The sequence below is a fragment of the Klebsiella pasteurii genome (assembly GCF_018139045.1).
Classification (GTDB): Bacteria; Pseudomonadota; Gammaproteobacteria; order Enterobacterales; family Enterobacteriaceae; genus Klebsiella; species Klebsiella grimontii.
In genome coordinates this window covers 4,872,704-4,892,898 of the sequence record NZ_CP073236.1, presented here as the reverse complement: position 1 = coordinate 4,892,898, position 20,195 = coordinate 4,872,704, and the positions used below count along the sequence as shown (strand labels likewise).

The following is a 20,195-nucleotide window of genomic DNA, read 5'->3' as shown; positions in this document are numbered from 1 at the left end:
TCATCTTCCAGCAAGACTATAAAACCCGCGCCAATGCGCGGGTTTTTTTATGCTCGCAAGCAAGGCGCCAGGACAGAGAACAAGGATCTAAACCATGAGCCAGCAAGTCATTATTTTCGATACGACCTTACGCGACGGTGAACAAGCGTTACAAGCCAGCCTGAGCGTGAAAGAAAAACTGCAGATTGCTATGGCCCTTGAGCGGATGGGCGTTGACGTGATGGAAGTTGGTTTTCCGGTCTCATCCCCTGGCGACTTTGAGTCCGTACAAACCATTGCGCGCACAATCAAAAACAGCCGCGTTTGCGCGCTGGCCCGCTGCGTAGAAAAAGATATCGACGTCGCGGCAGAATCATTAAAAGTCGCAGAGGCGTTCCGTATTCACACCTTTATTGCCACCTCTCCGATGCATATCGCGACCAAGCTGCGCAGTAACCTGGATGAGGTTATCGAACGGGCGATCTATATGGTGAAACGCGCACGTAACTACACTGACGATGTCGAGTTTTCCTGTGAAGACGCTGGCCGTACGCCGATCGCCGATCTGGCTCGCGTCGTTGAAGCCGCCATTAATGCAGGCGCAACGACCATCAATATTCCGGATACCGTTGGCTACACCATGCCTTTCGAATTCGCCAACATTATCACCGGTCTGTACGAACACGTCCCCAATATCGACAAAGCCATTATCTCCGTCCATACCCATGACGACCTGGGTATCGCGGTCGGTAACGCCCTCGCAGCGGTCCACACAGGCGCTCGTCAGGTGGAAGGTGCGATGAACGGTATCGGCGAACGCGCCGGTAACTGCTCGCTGGAAGAGGTGATCATGGCCATCAAAGTGCGCAAAGACATTATGAATGTGCACACCCGCATTAATCACCAGGAAATCTGGCGTACCAGCCAGACCGTGAGCCAGATCTGCAATATGCCGATCCCTGCCAACAAAGCTATCGTCGGAACCGGCGCTTTTGCCCACTCTTCCGGTATTCACCAGGACGGCGTGCTGAAGAATCGCGAAAACTACGAAATCATGACGCCGGAATCTATCGGCCTCAACCAGGTGCAGTTGAACCTGACTTCCCGCTCCGGCCGCGCTGCGGTGAAACACCGTATGGAAGAGATGGGCTATAAAGAAACCGACTACAACATGGACCATTTGTATGATGCGTTTCTGAAGCTGGCGGATAAGAAGGGCCAGGTGTTTGACTATGACCTGGAGGCGTTAGCTTTCATTAACAAACAGCAGGAAGAACCGGAGCATTTCCGCCTCGATTACTTCAGCGTGCAGTCCGGTTCCAGCGATATAGCAACCGCGTCCGTGAAGCTGGCCTGCGGCGATGAGACAAAGGCTGAGGCCGCCAACGGTAACGGCCCGGTGGACGCCATTTATCAAGCCATTAACCGCATCACCGGCTATGAGATTGAGCTGGTTAAATATGACCTGAACGCTAAAGGCCAGGGTAAAGACGCGCTGGGTCAGGTTGACATCGTGGCTAATTACAACGGCCGCCGTTTCCACGGCGTTGGTCTGGCAACGGATATCGTGGAATCGTCCGCGAAAGCCATGGTTCACGTCCTGAACAACATCTGGCGCGCCGCTGAAGTCGAAAAAGAGTTGCAACGCAAAGCTCAGAATAAAGAGAACAATAAGGAAACCGTGTAATGTCGAAGAATTACCATATTGCTGTTTTACCAGGTGATGGTATTGGCCCGGAAGTGATGAACCAGGCGATGAAAGTACTGGAAGCCGTTCGCCACCGTTTTGATATGAGCATTACCACCAGCCAGCATGACGTGGGCGGTATCGCCATTGACCGTCAGGGCACCCCGCTGCCGCAGACTACCGTCGAAGGCTGCGAGCAGGCCGACGCGATTCTGTTCGGCTCCGTTGGCGGGCCGAAATGGGAGCATCTGCCGCCCGCGGAACAGCCGGAGCGCGGAGCGCTGCTGCCTCTGCGTAAGCACTTCAAATTATTCAGCAACCTGCGTCCGGCTAAGCTGTACCAGGGTCTGGAAGAATTCTGTCCACTGCGCGCCGATATCGCCGCCAACGGCTTTGATATTTTATGCGTCCGCGAGCTGACGGGCGGCATCTACTTCGGCCAGCCGAAAGGCCGCGAAGGCAGCGGCCAGCACGAGAAAGCGTTTGATACCGAGGTGTATCATCGCTTTGAGATTGAGCGTATCGCCCATATCGCCTTCGAGTCCGCCCGCAAGCGTCGCCACAAAGTGACCTCAATTGATAAAGCAAACGTGCTGCAGTCTTCTATTCTGTGGCGTGAAATCGTCAGCGAAATCAGCAAACAGTATCCTGACGTTGAGCTGTCGCATATGTATATCGACAACGCCACCATGCAGCTGATTAAAGATCCGTCCCAGTTCGACGTTCTGCTGTGTTCCAACCTTTTCGGCGACATTCTGTCTGACGAATGCGCCATGATCACCGGTTCAATGGGGATGCTGCCGTCCGCCAGCCTCAACGAGCAGGGCTTCGGCTTATATGAGCCCGCGGGCGGCTCCGCGCCGGACATCGCCGGTAAGAACATCGCTAACCCGATCGCGCAGATCCTCTCGCTGGCGCTGCTGCTGCGCTACAGCCTGGATGCCGATAGCGCGGCAACAGCGATTGAAAATGCGATCAACCGTGCCTTAGAAGAAGGCGTGCGTACCGGCGATTTAGCGCGCGGCGCGGCGGCGGTCAGTACCGATGAAATGGGCGATATCATTGCCCGCTATGTCGCTGAAGGGGTGTAATCATGGCGAAGACGTTATACGAAAAGTTGTTTGATGCTCACGTAGTTTATGAAGCGCAAAACGAAACCCCGCTGCTGTACATTGACCGTCATCTGGTTCACGAAGTGACCTCGCCGCAGGCGTTTGACGGCCTGCGCGCGCATAAACGCCCGGTGCGTCAGCCGGGTAAAACCTTCGCCACGATGGATCACAACGTTTCGACGCAGACGAAAGACATCAATGCGTCCGGCGAGATGGCGCGTATCCAGATGCAGGAGTTAATTAAAAACTGCAAAGAGTTCGGCGTTGAGCTGTATGACCTGAACCACCCTTTCCAGGGGATCGTCCACGTGATGGGGCCGGAACAGGGCGTCACCCTGCCGGGTATGACCATCGTCTGCGGGGACTCCCACACGGCAACCCATGGCGCATTCGGCGCGCTGGCCTTCGGTATAGGCACCTCTGAAGTCGAGCACGTTCTGGCGACACAGACCCTGAAGCAGGGTCGCGCTAAAACCATGAAGATCGAAGTCAAAGGCAAAGCCGCGCCGGGTATCACTGCCAAAGATATCGTCCTGGCGATTATCGGTAAAACCGGCAGCGCTGGCGGGACCGGTCACGTCGTGGAGTTCTGCGGTGAAGCCATTCGCGATTTAAGCATGGAAGGCCGTATGACCCTGTGTAATATGGCTATCGAAATGGGGGCTAAAGCGGGCCTGGTGGCGCCGGACCAGACCACATTTGATTACGTCAAAGGCCGTCTGCACGCGCCGAAAGGCGAAGATTTTGCCGACGCCGTCGCTTACTGGAAAACCCTGACCACCGACGATGGCGCGACGTTTGACAGCGTTGTCACCCTGCAGGCGGAAGAGATTGCCCCGCAGGTCACCTGGGGCACTAACCCAGGCCAGGTGATCTCCGTTACCGACATCATTCCGGATCCGGCCTCATTCTCCGACCCGGTAGAACGCGCGAGCGCCGAGAAAGCGCTGGCCTATATGGGGCTGAAATCTGGCGTGCCGTTAACCGAAGTCGCCATTGATAAAGTCTTTATCGGTTCCTGCACCAACTCACGTATCGAAGACTTACGCGCGGCGGCCGAGATCGCTAAAGGCCGCAAAGTCGCGCCGGGCGTTCAGGCGCTGGTCGTACCGGGTTCCGGTCCGGTGAAAGCGCAGGCTGAAGCAGAAGGCCTGGATAAAATCTTTATTGAAGCCGGTTTTGAGTGGCGTTTACCCGGCTGCTCCATGTGCCTGGCGATGAACAACGACCGTCTTAATCCGGGCGAGCGCTGCGCCTCCACCAGCAATCGTAACTTTGAAGGCCGTCAGGGCCGCGGCGGACGCACTCACCTGGTTAGTCCGGCAATGGCAGCCGCGGCGGCCGTGACCGGTCATTTCGCCGATATCCGTAGCTTGAAATAAGGAAACCATCATGGCAGAGAAATTTACCCAACATACCGGCCTGGTGGTTCCGCTGGACGCCGCGAACGTCGATACCGATGCAATCATTCCAAAGCAGTTTCTGCAGAAAGTTACGCGTACCGGTTTTGGCGCCCATCTGTTTAACGACTGGCGCTTCCTGGACGATAAAGGCGAACAGCCTAATCCGGAATTCGTGCTGAACTTCCCGGAGTATAAAGGCGCCTCTATCCTGCTGGCGCGGGAAAACTTCGGCTGCGGCTCTTCGCGCGAGCACGCGCCGTGGGCGCTGACCGATTACGGCTTTAAAGTCGTTATCGCCCCCAGCTTCGCCGATATCTTCTACGGCAACAGCTTTAACAATCAGCTGCTGCCGGTCACGCTGAGCGAAGCGCAGGTCGATGAGCTGTTTAATCTGGTCCACTCTCGGCCCGGCATTAAATTTGAAGTCGATCTGGAAGCCGGGGTGGTTAAAGCTGGCGATAAATCCTACAGCTTTAAAATTGACGCTTTCCGCCGTCACTGCATGCTTAACGGCCTGGACAGCATCGGCCTGACTCTGCAGCACGAAGAAGCTATTTCAGCCTATGAGCAAAAACTACCGGCCTTTATGAATTAAGGCGAACCGCAGCTAATAACCCAGCCCGAACTTCGCTTCGGGCTTTTTTTCATCGGGCAAAAATGAGATCTGGCGCACATATATCATTTTTGGTCGCCCTGTCAGAACAAATTTTTATCCGTAAAAAATATAAATCATTATCAATTGGGCATCTATTCAATCATTCCCCCACTCTTTTTGTGTCATTCCACAAGTACAAGTAAAAAATCGATTGAAATATTTAAGATAAAACCATGAATATGTAAATTGATTGTTAATCCCATAGAATCCCGCTATAGCTCCGCGCAAAAAAAAGCATTATTTTTCTATTAAACGCCTCGTTATCTTTCCCCACAGAGAAATATTAACTTTGGACAGGCCAGAATCGCCGTATCGCGGCCATCGGGCATCCAGTGGAGAGAGCATATGAGCCACTATCCCCATCTTTTTTCCCCGTTGACCATTAACGGGATGACAATAAAAAACCGCATCATCATGCCGCCAATGGGGACCAACCTGGCGAGTCTGAACGGTGAAGTCACCCAGGAACAGATTGACTACTATGAGCTACGGGCGCGGGGCGGCACAGGACTCATCACTATCGAGAATATTTGTATCGATTTTCCTTTCGCCTCTAACGGCACAACGCAGCTGCGTATCGATAACGATCAATATATTCCGCGCCTGTTCAAATTAACCGAAACCTTACATAAACACGGCGCCTGCGTCAGTATTCAATTAAACCACGCTGGCGCGTCGGCCTATGCGTATCGCCTGAACGGTGAAATGCCGCTTTCTTCTTCAAGCACCCCATCCAAAAAGAACGGTAATATTCCCCGCCCGATGACGCACGACGAGATTTATCATGCCGTCGATAAATTTGGTGATGCCGCGGAACGCGTACGCCGCGCGGGATTCGACTGCGTGGAAATACACGCCGGCCACTCTTATTTAATTAGCCAGTTTTTATCACCGCTGTTTAATAAGCGCACCGATGAATTTGGCGGTAGCGTAGAGAATCGCGCCAGAGTATTAACCTTAATCGTCGATAAGGTACGCGCCTGCGTAGGTCCGCGTTTCCCGGTCAGCCTGCGTATTAGCGCCGATGATTTCCTGGAGGGCGGGAATACGCTCGAAGATTCACTGCGGATCCTCGAACTGTGCCAGGAAAAAGTGGATATTATCAACGTCTCCGCGGCGCAAAACGACAACCTGAATTTCCAGATTGACCAGATGTCTCTGGAAGATGGCTGGAAGCGCTACCTCTCCCGCGCGGTACGTGACAAGTTCCACAAACCCACGGTGATTGCCGGCAACATCCGTACCCCGAAAGTCGCAGAAGATATTATCGCCAGCGGCGATGCCGACCTGATTGCCATCGGTCGCGGACTGATCGCCGAGCCGGAGTGGGTGCAAAAAGTTCAGAGCGGTAACGAACGTTTGATGCGGAAATGCATCTCCTGCAACATTGGCTGCGCGGATCACCGCATTGCCCGCTCGCGCCCTCTGCGCTGTTCGATCAACCCGGACATCATCCACGGCGACGCTTACAAACAGCAGCGCGTGATCCGTGATACCAACGTTGTGGTTATCGGCGCGGGTACGGCGGGAATGGAAGCCGCCTGCACCGCAGCTGAAGTCGGCTGCCATACCTGGCTGCTGGAAGAGAAACACAGCATCGGCGGGCTGGCCAGCGAGATCTCCCTGCTGCCGGAGAAAAAGCGTATCGCTGATTTTCCGCAGTTTATGAAAAACCGTATCGCCTCCCTCGATAACCTGATGCTTCAGGTCGGCAAGCGCGCCACCGTGGCGTCCGTTTCCGCTTTGCGCCCGAATTTAATCGTCAACGCCACCGGCTCAGTTCCCCTGCTGCCGCCGATTGAAGGGCTGCGCGAGAACATCGATGTCGAAGGCGGCAACGTCTTCTCCATTACCAACATGATTCATCATCTGGACCAGTTTGCCGATGCCACGGGTAAACGCATCGCCGTCGTCGGCGCGGGCGCCGTGGGTCTGGACGTTATTGAATACTTCTCCGCGCGCGGTGCCAGCGCCGTGCTTATCGAGATGCAGGACGCGCCGGGACGCGACCTGGACATCATTACTAAAAATGCCATGTTGACCATGCTCGATGAACATCACGTGGAACAGCACATGCGTACGCAGCTGGTTGCCGTCACCCCAACGCATTTCACCGTTAAAAATGCGGATGGCGCCTTCAACATTCCTTTTGATTACGGCTTCGTCTGTCTGGGAATGCGCGCCAACACCGCCGGTCTCAATGAGATTGAGCAATGGGCCAGAGCCAATAACGTAAAAATAATGAACATCGGCGACAGCCTGATGGCCCGGCGAATTATTGATGGCGTGCGCGAAGGGCGCAACGTGCTGGATACCCTCGAAGATATGGGGGCTCTCGGCAACCGCGAATCGACAAAAATTCCATTTCTAACATATTGAGGATTTTATCATGGCAGAACGTATTACCGGACATACCGAGCTGATTGGCCTGATTGCGATCCCGATTCGTCACAGCATGTCGCCAACCATGCATAACGAAGCTTTTGCTCATCTGGGGCTGGACTATGTTTACCTGGCGTTCGAAGTCGGTAACGAAGAGCTGAAAGACGTGGTACAGGGCTTTCGCGCGTTAAAACTGCGCGGCTGTAACGTCTCGATGCCGAACAAAACGGAGATTTGCCAGTATCTGGACAAACTCTCTCCGGCTGCAGAGCTGGTTGGCGCGGTGAATACCGTGGTGAACGACAATGGCGTACTGACCGGCCATATCACCGATGGCACCGGATATATGCGCGCTCTTAAAGAAGCGGGCATCGACATTATCGGCAAAAAAATGACCGTGCTGGGCGCCGGCGGAGCAGCAACCGCACTCTGCGTCCAGGCCGCGCTGGACGGCGTCAAAGAGATCTCCATCTTCAACCGCAAAGATAAGTTCTTCGCCAACGCAGAACAGACCGTCGCTAAAATCCGTAACAACACCAACTGCGCGATCCACCTGTTTGATCTGGACGATCATGACAAACTGCGCGCCGAGATCGACAGCAGCGTCATTCTTACTAATGCGACCGGTGTTGGCATGAAACCGTTTGAAGGCCAGATGCTGCTGCCTGACGACAGCTTCCTGCGCCCGGACCTGATCGTATCTGACGTGGTCTATAACCCGCGCAAAACCTATCTGCTGGAAGTGGCCGAGAAAAAAGGCTGCCGCACCATCAACGGTCTGGGGATGATGCTCTGGCAAGGCGCGCGCGCTTTTGAAATCTGGACAGGCAAAGAAATGCCGGTTGAACACATCAAAAGTATCCTGTTCTAAGGATGGGCGCGATGAAAAATCCATATGTCCCAACGGCAGCTGGGCTCTATCTTAACTACCTGATCCATGGCATGGGGGTATTATTAATTACCCTCAATATGGCGAATTTACAGACGCAATGGGGAACCGACGCTGCCGGCGTCTCCATCGTCATTTCGTCGCTCGGGATCGGTAAGCTCGCCACAATCGTCACAGGATTCCTGTCCGACCGTTTTGGCCGTAAACCCTTTATCTATCTCGGCATCGCCAGCTATCTGGTGTTTTTCCTCGGTATTTTACTGACGAAAAACATTTATATGGCCTACTTCTTCGGCATTATGGCCGGTCTGGCAAACAGCTTCCTCGATTCCGGAACCTATCCGGCGTTGATGGAGTCTTTCCCTAACTCCGCCAGCCGGGCAAATGTGCTGATCAAAGCCTTCGTCTCTGCCGGACAGTTCCTGCTGCCGTTCATTATCAGCCTGCTGATTTGGGCGAATATGTGGTACGGATGGTCGTTTATTATCGCCGCGGCATTGATGCTCCTGAGCGCTATCTACCTGATAAAAATGCCGTTCCCGGACCATCGGGCGAAAAAAGAGAGCGCAGAAAAATCGCCGGCCGCCGCCGCTGCCCCACAGGCGGACTCCAGCAAACTGGATATGGTTATCTTTACCCTGTACGGCTATATCGGTATGGCGACGTTTTATCTGGTCAGCCAGTGGCTAGCGCAGTACGGCGAGTTCGTTGCCGGTATCCCGCATGAGTCAGCCATTAAACTGCTGAGCGTCTATACTGCGGGTTCCCTGACGTGCGTATTCGTCACCGCCGCCTTTGTTAAAGAGGTATTTAGTTCAGCCGTCGCCATGATCGTCTACACCTTCCTGTCGATGATTTCATTGCTGATCGTTTGCCTGTTCCCGACGCCAATGGTGGTTACCGGCTTCGCCTTTATCATCGGTTTCTCCGCCGCTGGCGGCGTACTGCAGATAGGCGCGACCATTATGGCCATGAGCTTCCCGAACGGGAAAGGCAAAGCCACCGGGATCTTTTATACCGCAGGCAGTCTGGCCAGCTTTACGATCCCGTTGATCACCGCAAAACTGTCGAAGATGGGTATCGCCAGCATTATGTGGTTTGATCTTCTGATCGCTATCGTCGGCTTTGTGATCGCCCTGTACATCGGTTATCGTCAGCTTCAGGTTCGCGCCGCTGCAAGAACATCCCATGTTGCAGCAACCGCCTGATGGTCAATGACAAAAAGAATAATGGATACCAACATGACTCAAGCAATAACAGTAAAAAACATCACCTTCCAGGAAGGGGAAACCTTAATCTGCGTACCGCTGATCGGCAAAACGCTTGCCGAACTGCAGACTAACGCGCGCGAGCTGGCTACCGCCGGAGCCGATATTATCGAATGGCGCGTCGATCACTTCACCCAGGTCAGAGAAACTGAGCAGGTTCTGCTGGCGCTGGGCGAAATTCGCCAGTTGCTGAAAGAGATGCCTCTGCTGTTTACCTTCCGCAGCAAAAAAGAGGGGGGCGAAACGGAAATCAGCGATGAAGCCTACTTTGAGCTAAATCGCCGGGCGGCCGTTAGCGGTCTGACCGACGTGATTGATATCGAGCTGTTCAACGACGAAGCGCAAATTCGCTCGCTGGTGAGCGATGCCCACGCTGCGGGCGTCAAAGTTATCATGAGCAATCATGATTTCAATAAAACGCCGGCTCAGGAAGATATCATCTACCGCCTGCGCCGCATGCAGGATCTTGGCGCCGATCTGCCGAAGATCGCGGTCATGCCGCAGTCGCCGCAGGATGTCCTGACCCTGCTCTCGGCAACCCTGACGATGAAAGAGAAGTACGCGACTCGGCCGTTAATCACCATGTCGATGGGTAAATCCGGCGGCGTGAGCCGGGTAACCGGCCGTTTGTTCGGTTCAGCAATGACCTTCGGTACCGTCGGCCAGGCTTCTGCGCCAGGGCAAATCGCCATTACCCAACTGCGTGAACTGATGGATATTCTTTCCTGATAAATCATCGCCCGGGGGTCACCCTCCGGGCGATGTTGCTAGCGGATTTTTTGGCTGTCATTAATAATGACATCTTTAAATGACTGAATAGCGGGAGAAAGTACCCGTTCTTTCATCGTTGCCAGGTAGATATAACGTGGTGGAATCGCATTTTTGATCGTCATGATATGCACGTTGTAATACGAGAGTGCGGAAATTCGCGGCATAATCGCAATCCCATAATCAATACTGACCAGCCCCGCCATCGCCGTATCCTCATCAACGTAGCAGGCAATATCCGGGACCAGCTTTTGCTGCATAAACACGTTATCAATAAAAGGGCGAAGACCGCTATTTTCCGAAAAATAGATATAGGGATAGTGGATTGTCTCCACCAGATCGACTTCATTTTCATAGAGTCTGGCCAGAGGATGATCTTTCGCCGTCACCACCACTAATTCTTGCTGAATAATAGGAATAAAATCGATATCTGGTTCATCTGCAATATAAGAACAAATAGCCAGATCGCTTTTCCCGGCCTTGAGTTCCTGCAGAAGCGTTAACGACGTGCCCTGCGTAAAGGAAAATGTCACATTGTGACGAGATGGTGAAAGTGAATACTTATTAATTAACTGCGGAACAACATACTCCCCCATGGTATAAATAAACGCAATGCGTATATTCTCTTTGTTCTCTGCGCTATTTTTTTGCAACGTCATGCGGCCATTTTCTAACGAGGCCAGCGCATCTTCCACGTAGGGAAGAAATCGCTTACCGTTCTGCGTAATCTTGATATTGCGCCCTTGCCTGGCGAATAGCGCCACGCCCAGCTCTTTCTCCAGTTCAGATATGGCATGGCTCAGCGAGGGTTGAGTGATAAAAAGGCTGGAGGCTGCTTCAGTGTAGTGCTCGGTTTCTGCCAGCCGCTTAAAATAATAAAGTTGCTTTAGGTTCATTATTTTTGCTCGTATAATATAAGAATAAAACTAATGGCCTAATATACCATACAAGCCATCTATGATGATCCAAAAGGGAGAAATACCGGAGTTATATCAAATATTGTTTACGTAGCAAAGCGTGACTTCTCATCGATAGAGTCAATGCTTAATTAGAATATTTCTGCATGCATAAATACATGCAAAAATATTTTAAACTTTAAAGGAAATTACTATGAGGACGATCGATGCTCAGGAACGGCCGATTTTGCCGTCGGCCACGCAGAAGCGAACTAAAACGCGAATTGTAATTTTAATGTTACTATCGATAGGGACGATGATAAATTATCTCGATCGTACTATTTTAGGTATTGTTGCTCCCAAGTTAACAAGCGAAATACATATTGACCCAGCGATGATGGGGATCGTTTTTTCTGCTTTCGCCTGGACCTACGCGCTGGCACAAATTCCTGGCGGGATGTTTTTAGATCGCTTTGGTAATAAACTGACCTACGCGCTTTCTATTTTCTTCTGGTCAACCTTTACCTTATTACAAAGCTTTTCTGTCGGGCTAAAGTCTCTGCTGCTGCTGCGTTTAGGCTTAGGTATCAGCGAAGCCCCCTGCTTCCCGGTTAATAGCCGAGTCGTCAGTAAATGGTTTCCCCAGCATGAACGCGCCCGCGCGACGGCAACTTACACCGTCGGTGAATATATTGGTCTGGCCGCATTCTCCCCGCTACTTTTTTTAATTCTTGAACATCATGGCTGGCGAACGTTGTTTATTCTGACCGGCGGACTGGGCATCGCGTTTACTTTTGTATGGTGGAGGTTTTATCACGAACCGCATCAATCAACAACGGCAAATAAAGCAGAACTGGAGTATATCGGCGTAGAAAATACGGCTGCCGCCAATGAAAACATCCCTTTCAACTGGCCTGATGCGAAACGTTTACTGTGCTGCCGACAAATCATTGGCGCTAGCCTTGGGCAATTTGCCGGTAACACCACGCTGGTATTCTTCCTGACATGGTTCCCGACTTATCTGGCCAACGAGCGCCACTTACCGTGGCTGCACGTGGGTTTCTTCGCCTCCTGGCCGTTCCTGGCCGCCGCTATCGGGATATTTTTCGGCGGCTGGACATCCGATAGAATATTAAAGAAAACGCGTTCGGTTAATATTAGCAGGAAGCTGCCGATTATTTCAGGGCTGCTACTTTCGAGCAGCATCATCCTTGCAAACTGGGTCGACAGCAATACCGCAGTGATTATTATTATGTCGATCGCATTTTTTGGTCAGGGGATGGTTGGCCTGGGCTGGACGCTTATCTCTGATATCGCCCCAAAAAATATGGCCGGGCTTACCGGTGGCATTTTTAACTTCTGTGCGAATATGGCATCAATTATTGCCCCTTTAATTATAGGGGTCATCATATCCATGACCGGTAATTTTTTCTACGCGCTGATTTATATCGGTTTAACCGCGCTGGTTGGCGTTATCGCTTATATTTTTATTATCGGCGATATAAAAAGAATTGAATTGAAATAACCGCCCCAGACATTGCCCCGGCAGGATACCGGGGCAATGAAAACGCTTAGATATCTTTCACCCTGCTGGTCATAAACAGCGTCACCAGAGAAATCGCAGCAATCGTCCAGTAGACGCTGGCGTGCCCATAGCTTTGCGACAGCGCCCCCTGAATGACCCCGGCCAGAATGACTCCGGTGGAAATACTGTTGGTAAACAGCGTCGTCGCGGCCCCCGCCCTTCCTGGCATCAGATCCTGAAACCACAGCATGCCAATCCCGGCCACAATGCCGATAAAGACGGCATTAAACAGCTGTAAAATCAGCAGCGCAACGCGGTCGTGAAACAGAATCAGACCAATATAAAACAGCACGCCCGCCGCAACCGCCGTCACCATCATATTGCGTTTGCCCCAGCGCTTAACGTAGTAGCCCGCCAGAATCATCGCCGGGATCTCCAGCCCGGCAGCGGTGCCCATCAGGATCCCAGCAAGGCTGTCGGGAAGACCAAGATCGCTGCTGATCCATAAAGGCATATCAATGATATACATGGTATTGCAGGTCCACATCAGCGTGGAAGCGATAAACAGCATCCGTACGTTTTTATCGTGCCACCCTCCGGCCTGCACCAACACTTCGGCCCCTTCCGAGGGTTGTTCAACGCGGGCGACCGACGGTAGCTTAAAAGCGATCAGCACCAGGCTAATAACAAAGATCCCGGCGGCAATGGAGAACATGGTGGTGAAGCCATAATTCAGCGCCAGCATAAACGCCAGCGGTGGGCCAATGACCCACGCCAGCGAGAGCTGCGCGCGCATTATCGAACTGAACATCACCACTTCGCGCGCCGAGCTATCGGCATATTCCCGCGCCAGAGCGAAGAGTTGCGGCATCGCGGCATTCGCCACGGAGGCCAGCATAACCCCGCAGGTTATCAGCGTCAGATAGTGGCGATTGAACGCAAACAGCAGCGCGTTTCCCACCGCCATCAGGCAGCAAAACATTATCAGCCGTCGACGATCGCCCCGACTATCGGAGCGTTTAGCCAGCGCCAGGCTGACCAGAATCCCGGCAATGGCGTTAACGGTATAGAACAGCCCCACCCAGAAAGGCTGCGCACCGACTTCGCGGCTAAGAAATAAGCTGAGCGTCGGCGCCTGCAGCGCGCCTGCGATCCCCATCATGAAAGCGACAAGCATAAAAGCGGCGTAAACGCCGTTAAGCCGACGCCCCATCGTCATTAACCACAGCATGAAATATCCTTAAACACGCGAAGAAGAAAACGAAAAAAGCCAGCAGAAGTTTTCTGCTGGCGGGTGATTCTATACTCTATGGATTTCGAGTTGCGGGCAGGCGGCCAGAACGTAAGTCCCTGGGAACATAGATAACTATGTGACCTGGGCGAGCGGGCGCAGCCAACGCACCTGCAGCTTGAAAGACGACGAGTATAACACCAATACTCAGTCACACATGATGTCTGCAAGTCAATGTTCAGAGGTCTGCGACGTAACTCCCCACTGCATCAGTTCACCGAGAATTTCCTGCTGTCTTCCTGCCATCAGGCGGGCCAGCCAGGACGCATCCTGCGTCGCAGAAAAGTAGCGTTGGTAGAACTGTTTTGCAGTTGACCTCATCATATCCACCTCCTCGCTTCATCGACGTTGATTATTGCCTTAATATAGGGAGTAATAAATTGCTGAGTTTTTATCAGGAGTTCCCCTTTTATGTCTTCCGGTCGTTTACAACAGCAGTTCATCCGCCTGTGGCAGTGCTGCGACGGCAAGTCGCAGGAGACCACGCTCAACGATCTGGCCACTATGCTGAGCTGCTCGCGCCGCCATATGCGAACCTTACTGAACATGATGGAGGAGCGCGGTTGGCTAACCTGGGCGGCGGAAGCCGGACGCGGCAAACGTTCCCAGCTCTCATTTCTCTATACCGGCCTCGCGCTGCAGCAGCAGCGAGCGGAAGACCTGCTGGAACAGGACAGAATCGATCAGCTGGTGCAGTTGGTTGGCGATAAAGCCGCCGTCCGACAAATGCTGGTTTCCCATTTGGGCCGCAGCTTTCGTCAGGGACGGCATATTCTGCGCGTGCTCTACTATCGGCCGATGAAAAATTTGCTGCCCGGCAGCGCGCTGCGCCGCTCGGAAACCCACATCGCCCGGCAGATTTTTAGCGCTCTCACTCGGGTAAATGAGGAAAATGGGGAACTGGAGGCCGATATTGCTCACCATTGGCAGCAGATCACCCCGACCCACTGGCGCTTTTTCCTGCGTCCGGGGATTCATTTTCATCATGGACGCGAACTGGAGATGGAGGATGTCATCACCTCCCTGCAGCGCAGCAACGCCCTGCCGCTGTTCTCACATATCGAGCGCATCGACTCCCCTACTGCCTGGACCCTCGATATTCATCTCGCCCAACCTGACCGCTGGTTGCCGTGGTTGTTAAGCCAGGTTCCGGCCATGATCCTGCCGCACGAGTGGCAGTCGATGGATAATTTCTCCAGCATCCCCGTCGGCACCGGGCCCTACTCGGTGGTGCGCAATAACCAGAATCAGCTCAAAATTCACGCCTTTGACGACTATTTCGGCTACCGGGCGCTAATCGATGAAGTGAACGTCTGGGTCCTGCCGGAAATCAGCGAAGAGCCCAACGGCGGGTTAACGTTACAGGGCACCACGCAAAGCGAGAAAGCGGTAGAAAGCCGTCTGGAAGAAGGTTGTTATTACCTGCTGTTCGATGCCCGCAGCCCGCTCGGCGCCAACGCGGCGGTACGCCAGTGGCTGAGTTATCTGTTCCAGCCCGCCAGCCTGCTCTACCACGCCGGCGAGCACTATCAGGGTAACTGGTTCCCGGCCTATGGCCTGCTGCCCCGCTGGCATCACGCGCGCAGCCACGCCTGCGAAAAACCGCCGGGCCTGGAAACGGTCAGGCTGACCTACTACCAGGACCACGTCGAACATCGCGTGATCGGCGGAATCATGGCGACGTTGCTGGCCGAGCATCAGGTTAAGCTGGAAATTCAGGAACTGGAATACCAGGAGTGGCACCGCGGTGAAGCGGTCAGCGACGTGTGGCTCAACAGCGCCAACTTTACCCTGCCGATCGATTTTTCCCTGTTTGCCTGGCTGTATGAAGTCCCGCTGATTCGCAACTGTATTCCCATCGACTGGGAGGAGGACGCAAGCCTCTGGCGTGCGGGAGAGCTTAACCCCGCCACCTGGAGCCAGAAGCTGCTGGCCAATCAAACCGTAGTGCCGCTCATTCACCACTGGCTGATGATCCAGGGACAGCGCAGCATGCGCGGCGTACGCATGAACACGCTTGGCTGGTTTGACTTTAAATCCGCGTGGTTCGCGCCGCCGGAGCCGTAATACTTTCAGTCCGCAGACAAAATCATTACACTAACTGCCGTTCTCAACGGGGTGCTAATAAACATACGCAATCTCATTCAAGTTGCCTCAAGGCGCGGTTAGCGCAGAAGCAACCCGAAGATAAAGCGTATGGGCTGAGAAAATACCCGTCGAACCTGATCCGGATAACGCCGGCGAAGGGATTTGAGGCCCACTCAAAATCCTTTGCCCCCCCTTTTTCTGAGGTGCAAAGTGTTGAAAAAATTACTCCCGCTGTTGGCGCTGGTCGCCGCGCCCGTTTTTGCCAAACCGCTGCTCACCGTTTATACCTACGACTCGTTCTCCGCCGACTGGGGCCCCGGCCCGGCGGTTAAAAAAGCCTTTGAAGCCGACTGCGGCTGCGAACTGAAGTTCGTGGCGCTGGAAGACGGCGTCTCGCTGCTCAATCGTCTGCGCATGGAAGGCAAAAACAGCAAAGCCGACGTGGTGCTTGGGCTGGATAACAACCTGCTGGAAGCCGCCTCGCAGAGCAACCTGTTCGCCAAAAGCGGCGTACCGGCCAGCGCGGTCAGCGTGCCCGGCGGCTGGGACAACGACACCTTCGTCCCGTTCGATTACGGCTACTTCGCTTTTGTTTACGATAAAAACAAGCTGAAAAATCCGCCGAAAAGCCTGAAAGAGCTGGTTGAGGGCGAGCAGAAATGGCGGGTGATTTATGAAGATCCGCGCACCAGCACGCCGGGACTGGGGCTGCTGCTGTGGATGCAAAAAGTTTACGGCGATAAAGCGCCGGAGGCCTGGCAGAAGCTGGCGGCGAAAACCGTCACCGTCACCAAAGGCTGGAGCGAAGCCTACGGCTTGTTCCTGAAAGGCGAGAGCGATTTGGTGCTGAGCTATACCACCTCCCCGGCTTATCACATTATTGCAGAGAAGAAAGAGAACTACGCCGCGGCAAACTTTGCTGAAGGCCACTACCTGCAGGTCGAGGTTGCCGCCCGCACTGCAGCCAGCAAACAGCCGGAGCTGGCGGAAAAATTCCTCAAATTTATGGTTTCCCCTGGCTTCCAGAACGCGATCCCGACCGGCAACTGGATGTATCCGGTCACTCAGGTTGCGCTTCCAGCAGGCTTTGACGCGCTGATGAAACCACAAACGACCCTCGAATTTACCCCGCAGCAGGTGGCTACCGAACGCCAGAACTGGATCAGCGCATGGCAACGCGCCGTCAGCCGCTAGCTTTCGGCTGGCTACTGCCGGGAGTCACGGCGGCCATCATTCTGGTCGTCGTGGCGCTGGCCGCCTTTCTGGCGCTGTGGTTCAGCGCGCCGGAAGCGGCCTGGGGCGTGCTGATCAGCGATAGCTATCTCTGGCACGTCGTACGTTTCTCTTTCTGGCAGGCCTTTCTTTCGGCGCTTTTTTCGGTGCTGCCGGCGATATTTCTCGCCCGCGCCCTCTACCGGCGTCGATTCCCCGGGCGAACGCTGCTGCTGCGCCTTTGCGCAATGACCTTAATTCTGCCGGTGCTGGTGGCGGTCTTCGGCATCCTTAGCGTCTACGGCCGTCAGGGCTGGCTGGCCGAATTATTTAACGCTTTCGGCTGGCAGTGGTCGTTCTCGCCTTACGGGCTACAGGGGATCCTGCTGGCGCACGTATTCTTTAATATGCCCATGGCCACGCGCCTGCTGCTGCAAACGCTGGAAAATATCCCCGGCGAGCAGCGGCAAATCGCCGCCCAGCTCGGCATGCGCGGCTACGTTTTCTTCCGTCTGGTCGAGTGGCCGTGGCTGCGCCGGCAAATTGCTCCGGTCGCGGCGCTGATCTTTATGCTCTGTTTCGCCAGCTTTGCAACCGTGCTGTCGCTGGGCGGCGGCCCACGGGCAACCACCATCGAACTGGCGATTTACCAGGCCCTTAATTTCGACTACGACCCGGGCCGCGCGGCGATGCTGGCGCTGATCCAGATGATCTGCTGCCTTGGGCTGGTGCTGCTTAGCCAACGGCTGAGCAAAGCCCTCGCCATCGGGGCCAGTCATATTCGCGGCTGGCGCGATCCCGACGACCGGCGGTACAGCCGGTTGTGTGACATGGCGTTGATTGGCGCAGCGCTTTTGCTGCTGCTGCCGCCGCTGCTGGCGGTGATACTTGACGGTCTGAATAGCAATCTGTTTCGCGTGCTGCATCAGCCCGCGCTGTGGCAGGCGCTGGGGACATCGCTGCGCATCGCGGTTGCCGCCGGGCTCTTGAGCGTTATCCTGACCATGATGCTGCTGTGGAGCAGCCGCGAGCTTCGCGCCCGCCGTCGCCCTCTGGCCGGGCAGGCGCTTGAGCTGAGCGGGATGCTGATCCTCGCTATGCCGGGCATCGTGCTGGCCACCGGCTTCTTCCTGCTGCTCAATAACAGCGTGGGCCTGCCCGAGTCCGCCGACGGTATCGTGATTTTCACCAACGCGCTGATGGCGATCCCCTACGCGCTGAAGGTGCTGGAGAACCCGATGCGCGATATCGCCGCCCGCTACGGCACCCTCTGCCAGTCGCTGGGGATGCACGGATTTACCCGTCTCAGGGTGGTTGAGCTTCGCGCGTTAAAGCGCCCGCTGGCCCAGGCGCTGGCCTTCGCCTGCGTGCTGTCGATTGGCGACTTCGGCGTGGTGGCGCTGTTTGGTAACGAAGATTTTCGTACCCTGCCATTCTACCTGTATCAGCAGATCGGTTCTTATCGTAGCCAGGACGGCGCCGTAACCGCCCTCCTGCTCCTGCTGCTGTGCTTTTTACTCTTTAGTGTGATTGAAAAACTTCCGGGGCGCGATGCTAAAACTGAATGATGTGACCTGGCTTTACCAGCATCTGCCGATGCGCTTTACGCTTTCCGTCGAACGCGGAGAACGCATCGCGGTGCTTGGCCCCAGCGGGGCCGGGAAAAGCACGCTGCTGAACCTGATTGCCGGTTTTTTACCTCCCGCCAGCGGCAGTATCGACATCGGCGGCCAGCCTCATACCCACACGCCGCCCGCGCGCCGTCCGGTATCGATGCTGTTTCAGGAAAATAACCTGTTTAACCACCTCACAATCCGCCAGAACATTGCTCTGGGAATGCATCCGGGGCTTAAGCTGAACCCGGAACAAACCGCCCATTTGCGGGCTATCGCCGGACAGATGGGGATCGACGCGATGCTAGAACGGCTGCCGGGCGAGCTTTCCGGCGGCCAGCGTCAGCGCGCGGCGCTAGCGCGCTGTCTGGTACGCAAGCAGCCGGTGCTGCTGCTGGATGAACCTTTCTCGGCGCTCGATCCCGCGCTGAGGCAGGAGATGCTGGCGCTGGTTGCCGACGTCTGCCAGCAGCAGCGGCTGACGCTATTAATGGTATCGCACAGCGTGGAAGATGCGGCGCGCATCGCGCCGCGGTCGGTGGTTGTGGCTGAGGGACGAATCGCCTGGGATGGCGACACCGCCTCGCTGCTCAGCGGCAACAGCAGCGCCTCGACGCTGCTGGGAATTAGCGCAAAATAACCTTCTGTAGGATCTCAAGATAGACTGGCATCAGCGGATGGCGGAAGGTGAAAACCAGCGTGGCCCCGGCGGCGCACACCGTAAGCGGAGCAAGCCACAGCAGACGCGAACGCGGCAGAAAGCGGGTTAACCGATCGGCGGAATTTTTGGCGCTGCGCCACAGCCGCCAGCACAGCCACGCCGCCAGCCACGCCAGCAGCGCCGCGCCCAGCAACAGCCACTTAAAGCTGGCGCTATTCTCATCGGACGGAATATCAATGGCCGCCCCGGCGAGGATCCCCGGTAAGAAGTAGAGCGGCGGCCACAGCAGGCAGCCAATGATATTTGGCGGGATGAATTTCGCGACCGGCAGATCGAGCATTCCGGCGACCATCGGCACCAGCGGGCGCGTCGGCCCGACAAATCGGCCAATCAGAATGGTCAACATGCTGTGCTGGTGCAGCGCATGTTCGGTTTTATCCAGCAGCGCTTTATTTTTCTTTAAAAAAGACCAGCGGTGTAGCGGCTTTTTGAAGCGCCAGCCCAGCCAGAACGAAATCCAGTCACCGAGCAGACAGCCGATAATCCCCGCCAGCCACGCCTGCCAGAAGTTAACCTCGCCGCTGCCGATCAGCGCCCCCAATCCGGCCATCATCACCGTTCCCGGTAAGATAAGTCCCACCAGCGCCAACGACTCCAGGAAGGCAACCAGCAGAACGGCTATCAGGGAATAGACCGTGGATTGAGTAATAAAGTGTTCCAGCAATGCTTGCATAATGTACCCGGTTTAAAAACGAAGCACGGATTC

Annotated in this window: 17 protein-coding genes and 1 riboswitch; of the genes, 13 read left to right on the top strand and 4 right to left on the bottom strand. The window is 54.8% G+C overall.

Annotated elements, in window-relative coordinates; translation table 11 throughout:
- The first annotated feature begins 94 nt into the window (after positions 1-94).
- From leuA to aroD, 8 genes are all read left to right on the top strand, one after another.
- A complete protein-coding gene (gene leuA, locus KCG39_RS22945) occupies positions 95-1,666 on the top strand; it encodes a 2-isopropylmalate synthase (protein ID WP_112166666.1) in 1,572 nt (523 codons plus the stop codon).
- Positions 1,666-2,757 (top strand): 3-isopropylmalate dehydrogenase, encoded by a 1,092-nt coding sequence (gene leuB, locus KCG39_RS22940; protein ID WP_049114386.1) that lies wholly within the window; start codon positions 1,666-1,668, stop codon positions 2,755-2,757. The genes leuA and leuB overlap by 1 nt, the downstream gene beginning before the upstream one ends.
- Before the next feature lie 2 nt (positions 2,758-2,759).
- Positions 2,760-4,160: a 3-isopropylmalate dehydratase large subunit gene (gene leuC / locus KCG39_RS22935; protein WP_004128917.1), complete on the top strand. Its 1,401-nt coding sequence runs from the start codon at positions 2,760-2,762 to the stop codon at positions 4,158-4,160.
- Positions 4,161-4,170: 10 nt separating this feature from the next.
- Positions 4,171-4,776, top strand: a complete 606-nt coding sequence (gene leuD, locus KCG39_RS22930) for a 3-isopropylmalate dehydratase small subunit (RefSeq protein ID WP_004128914.1) — start codon at positions 4,171-4,173, stop codon at positions 4,774-4,776.
- 405 nt (positions 4,777-5,181) lie between these two features.
- Positions 5,182-7,215 carry an oxidoreductase gene (locus KCG39_RS22925; RefSeq protein ID WP_004128911.1) on the top strand — a complete coding sequence of 678 codons (2,034 nt, stop codon included), beginning with the start codon at positions 5,182-5,184 and terminating at the stop codon, positions 7,213-7,215.
- Between the two features lie 10 nt (positions 7,216-7,225).
- On the top strand, positions 7,226-8,089 hold the full coding sequence (locus KCG39_RS22920) for a shikimate dehydrogenase (protein WP_142468528.1): 864 nt from the start codon (positions 7,226-7,228) through the stop codon (positions 8,087-8,089).
- Positions 8,090-8,100: 11 nt separating this feature from the next.
- Positions 8,101-9,315, top strand: coding sequence for an MFS transporter (locus KCG39_RS22915; protein WP_087828465.1), 1,215 nt, complete (start codon positions 8,101-8,103; stop codon positions 9,313-9,315).
- A gap of 33 nt (positions 9,316-9,348) precedes the next feature.
- Positions 9,349-10,104: a type I 3-dehydroquinate dehydratase gene (aroD, locus tag KCG39_RS22910; RefSeq protein WP_142468529.1), complete on the top strand. Its 756-nt coding sequence runs from the start codon at positions 9,349-9,351 to the stop codon at positions 10,102-10,104.
- Between the two features lie 38 nt (positions 10,105-10,142).
- Here the strand turns inward: aroD and KCG39_RS22905 are convergent, their stop codons facing one another.
- Positions 10,143-11,039, bottom strand: coding sequence for a LysR family transcriptional regulator (locus KCG39_RS22905; protein WP_004128887.1), 897 nt, complete (start codon positions 11,037-11,039; stop codon positions 10,143-10,145).
- A 214-nt stretch (positions 11,040-11,253) separates the two neighbouring features.
- On the opposite strand from KCG39_RS22905, the gene KCG39_RS22900 reads away from it, so the two are divergent.
- Positions 11,254-12,564: an MFS transporter gene (locus KCG39_RS22900; RefSeq protein WP_004128885.1), complete on the top strand. Its 1,311-nt coding sequence runs from the start codon at positions 11,254-11,256 to the stop codon at positions 12,562-12,564.
- A 46-nt stretch (positions 12,565-12,610) separates the two neighbouring features.
- Here the strand turns inward: KCG39_RS22900 and KCG39_RS22895 are convergent, their stop codons facing one another.
- Positions 12,611-13,795, bottom strand: a complete 1,185-nt coding sequence (locus KCG39_RS22895; RefSeq protein WP_049123176.1) for a sugar efflux transporter — start codon at positions 13,793-13,795, stop codon at positions 12,611-12,613.
- A gap of 231 nt (positions 13,796-14,026) precedes the next feature.
- Positions 14,027-14,179 (bottom strand): glucose uptake inhibitor SgrT, encoded by a 153-nt coding sequence (sgrT, locus tag KCG39_RS22890; protein WP_004128878.1) that lies wholly within the window; start codon positions 14,177-14,179, stop codon positions 14,027-14,029.
- A gap of 87 nt (positions 14,180-14,266) precedes the next feature.
- On the opposite strand from sgrT, the gene sgrR reads away from it, so the two are divergent.
- The 4 genes from sgrR (at position 14,267) to thiQ (ending at position 19,408) form a co-directional block, all read left to right on the top strand.
- A complete protein-coding gene (sgrR, locus tag KCG39_RS22885) occupies positions 14,267-15,922 on the top strand; it encodes an HTH-type transcriptional regulator SgrR (protein ID WP_049113167.1) in 1,656 nt (551 codons plus the stop codon).
- Positions 15,923-15,959: 37 nt separating this feature from the next.
- Positions 15,960-16,122: riboswitch (TPP riboswitch) on the top strand.
- Between the two features lie 31 nt (positions 16,123-16,153).
- Positions 16,154-17,137 carry a thiamine ABC transporter substrate binding subunit gene (thiB, locus tag KCG39_RS22880; protein WP_049113168.1) on the top strand — a complete coding sequence of 328 codons (984 nt, stop codon included), beginning with the start codon at positions 16,154-16,156 and terminating at the stop codon, positions 17,135-17,137.
- On the top strand, positions 17,113-18,723 hold the full coding sequence (thiP, locus tag KCG39_RS22875) for a thiamine/thiamine pyrophosphate ABC transporter permease ThiP (protein ID WP_004128869.1): 1,611 nt from the start codon (positions 17,113-17,115) through the stop codon (positions 18,721-18,723). The genes thiB and thiP overlap by 25 nt, the downstream gene beginning before the upstream one ends.
- Positions 18,707-19,408 carry a thiamine ABC transporter ATP-binding protein ThiQ gene (gene thiQ / locus KCG39_RS22870; RefSeq protein WP_142468530.1) on the top strand — a complete coding sequence of 234 codons (702 nt, stop codon included), beginning with the start codon at positions 18,707-18,709 and terminating at the stop codon, positions 19,406-19,408. The genes thiP and thiQ overlap by 17 nt, the downstream gene beginning before the upstream one ends.
- Here thiQ and KCG39_RS22865 read toward each other — a convergent pair.
- A complete protein-coding gene (locus tag KCG39_RS22865; RefSeq protein ID WP_004128864.1) occupies positions 19,395-20,162 on the bottom strand; it encodes a DedA family protein in 768 nt (255 codons plus the stop codon). The two genes, thiQ and KCG39_RS22865, sit on opposite strands and share 14 nt — an antisense overlap.
- Positions 20,163-20,195 lie beyond the last annotated feature (33 nt).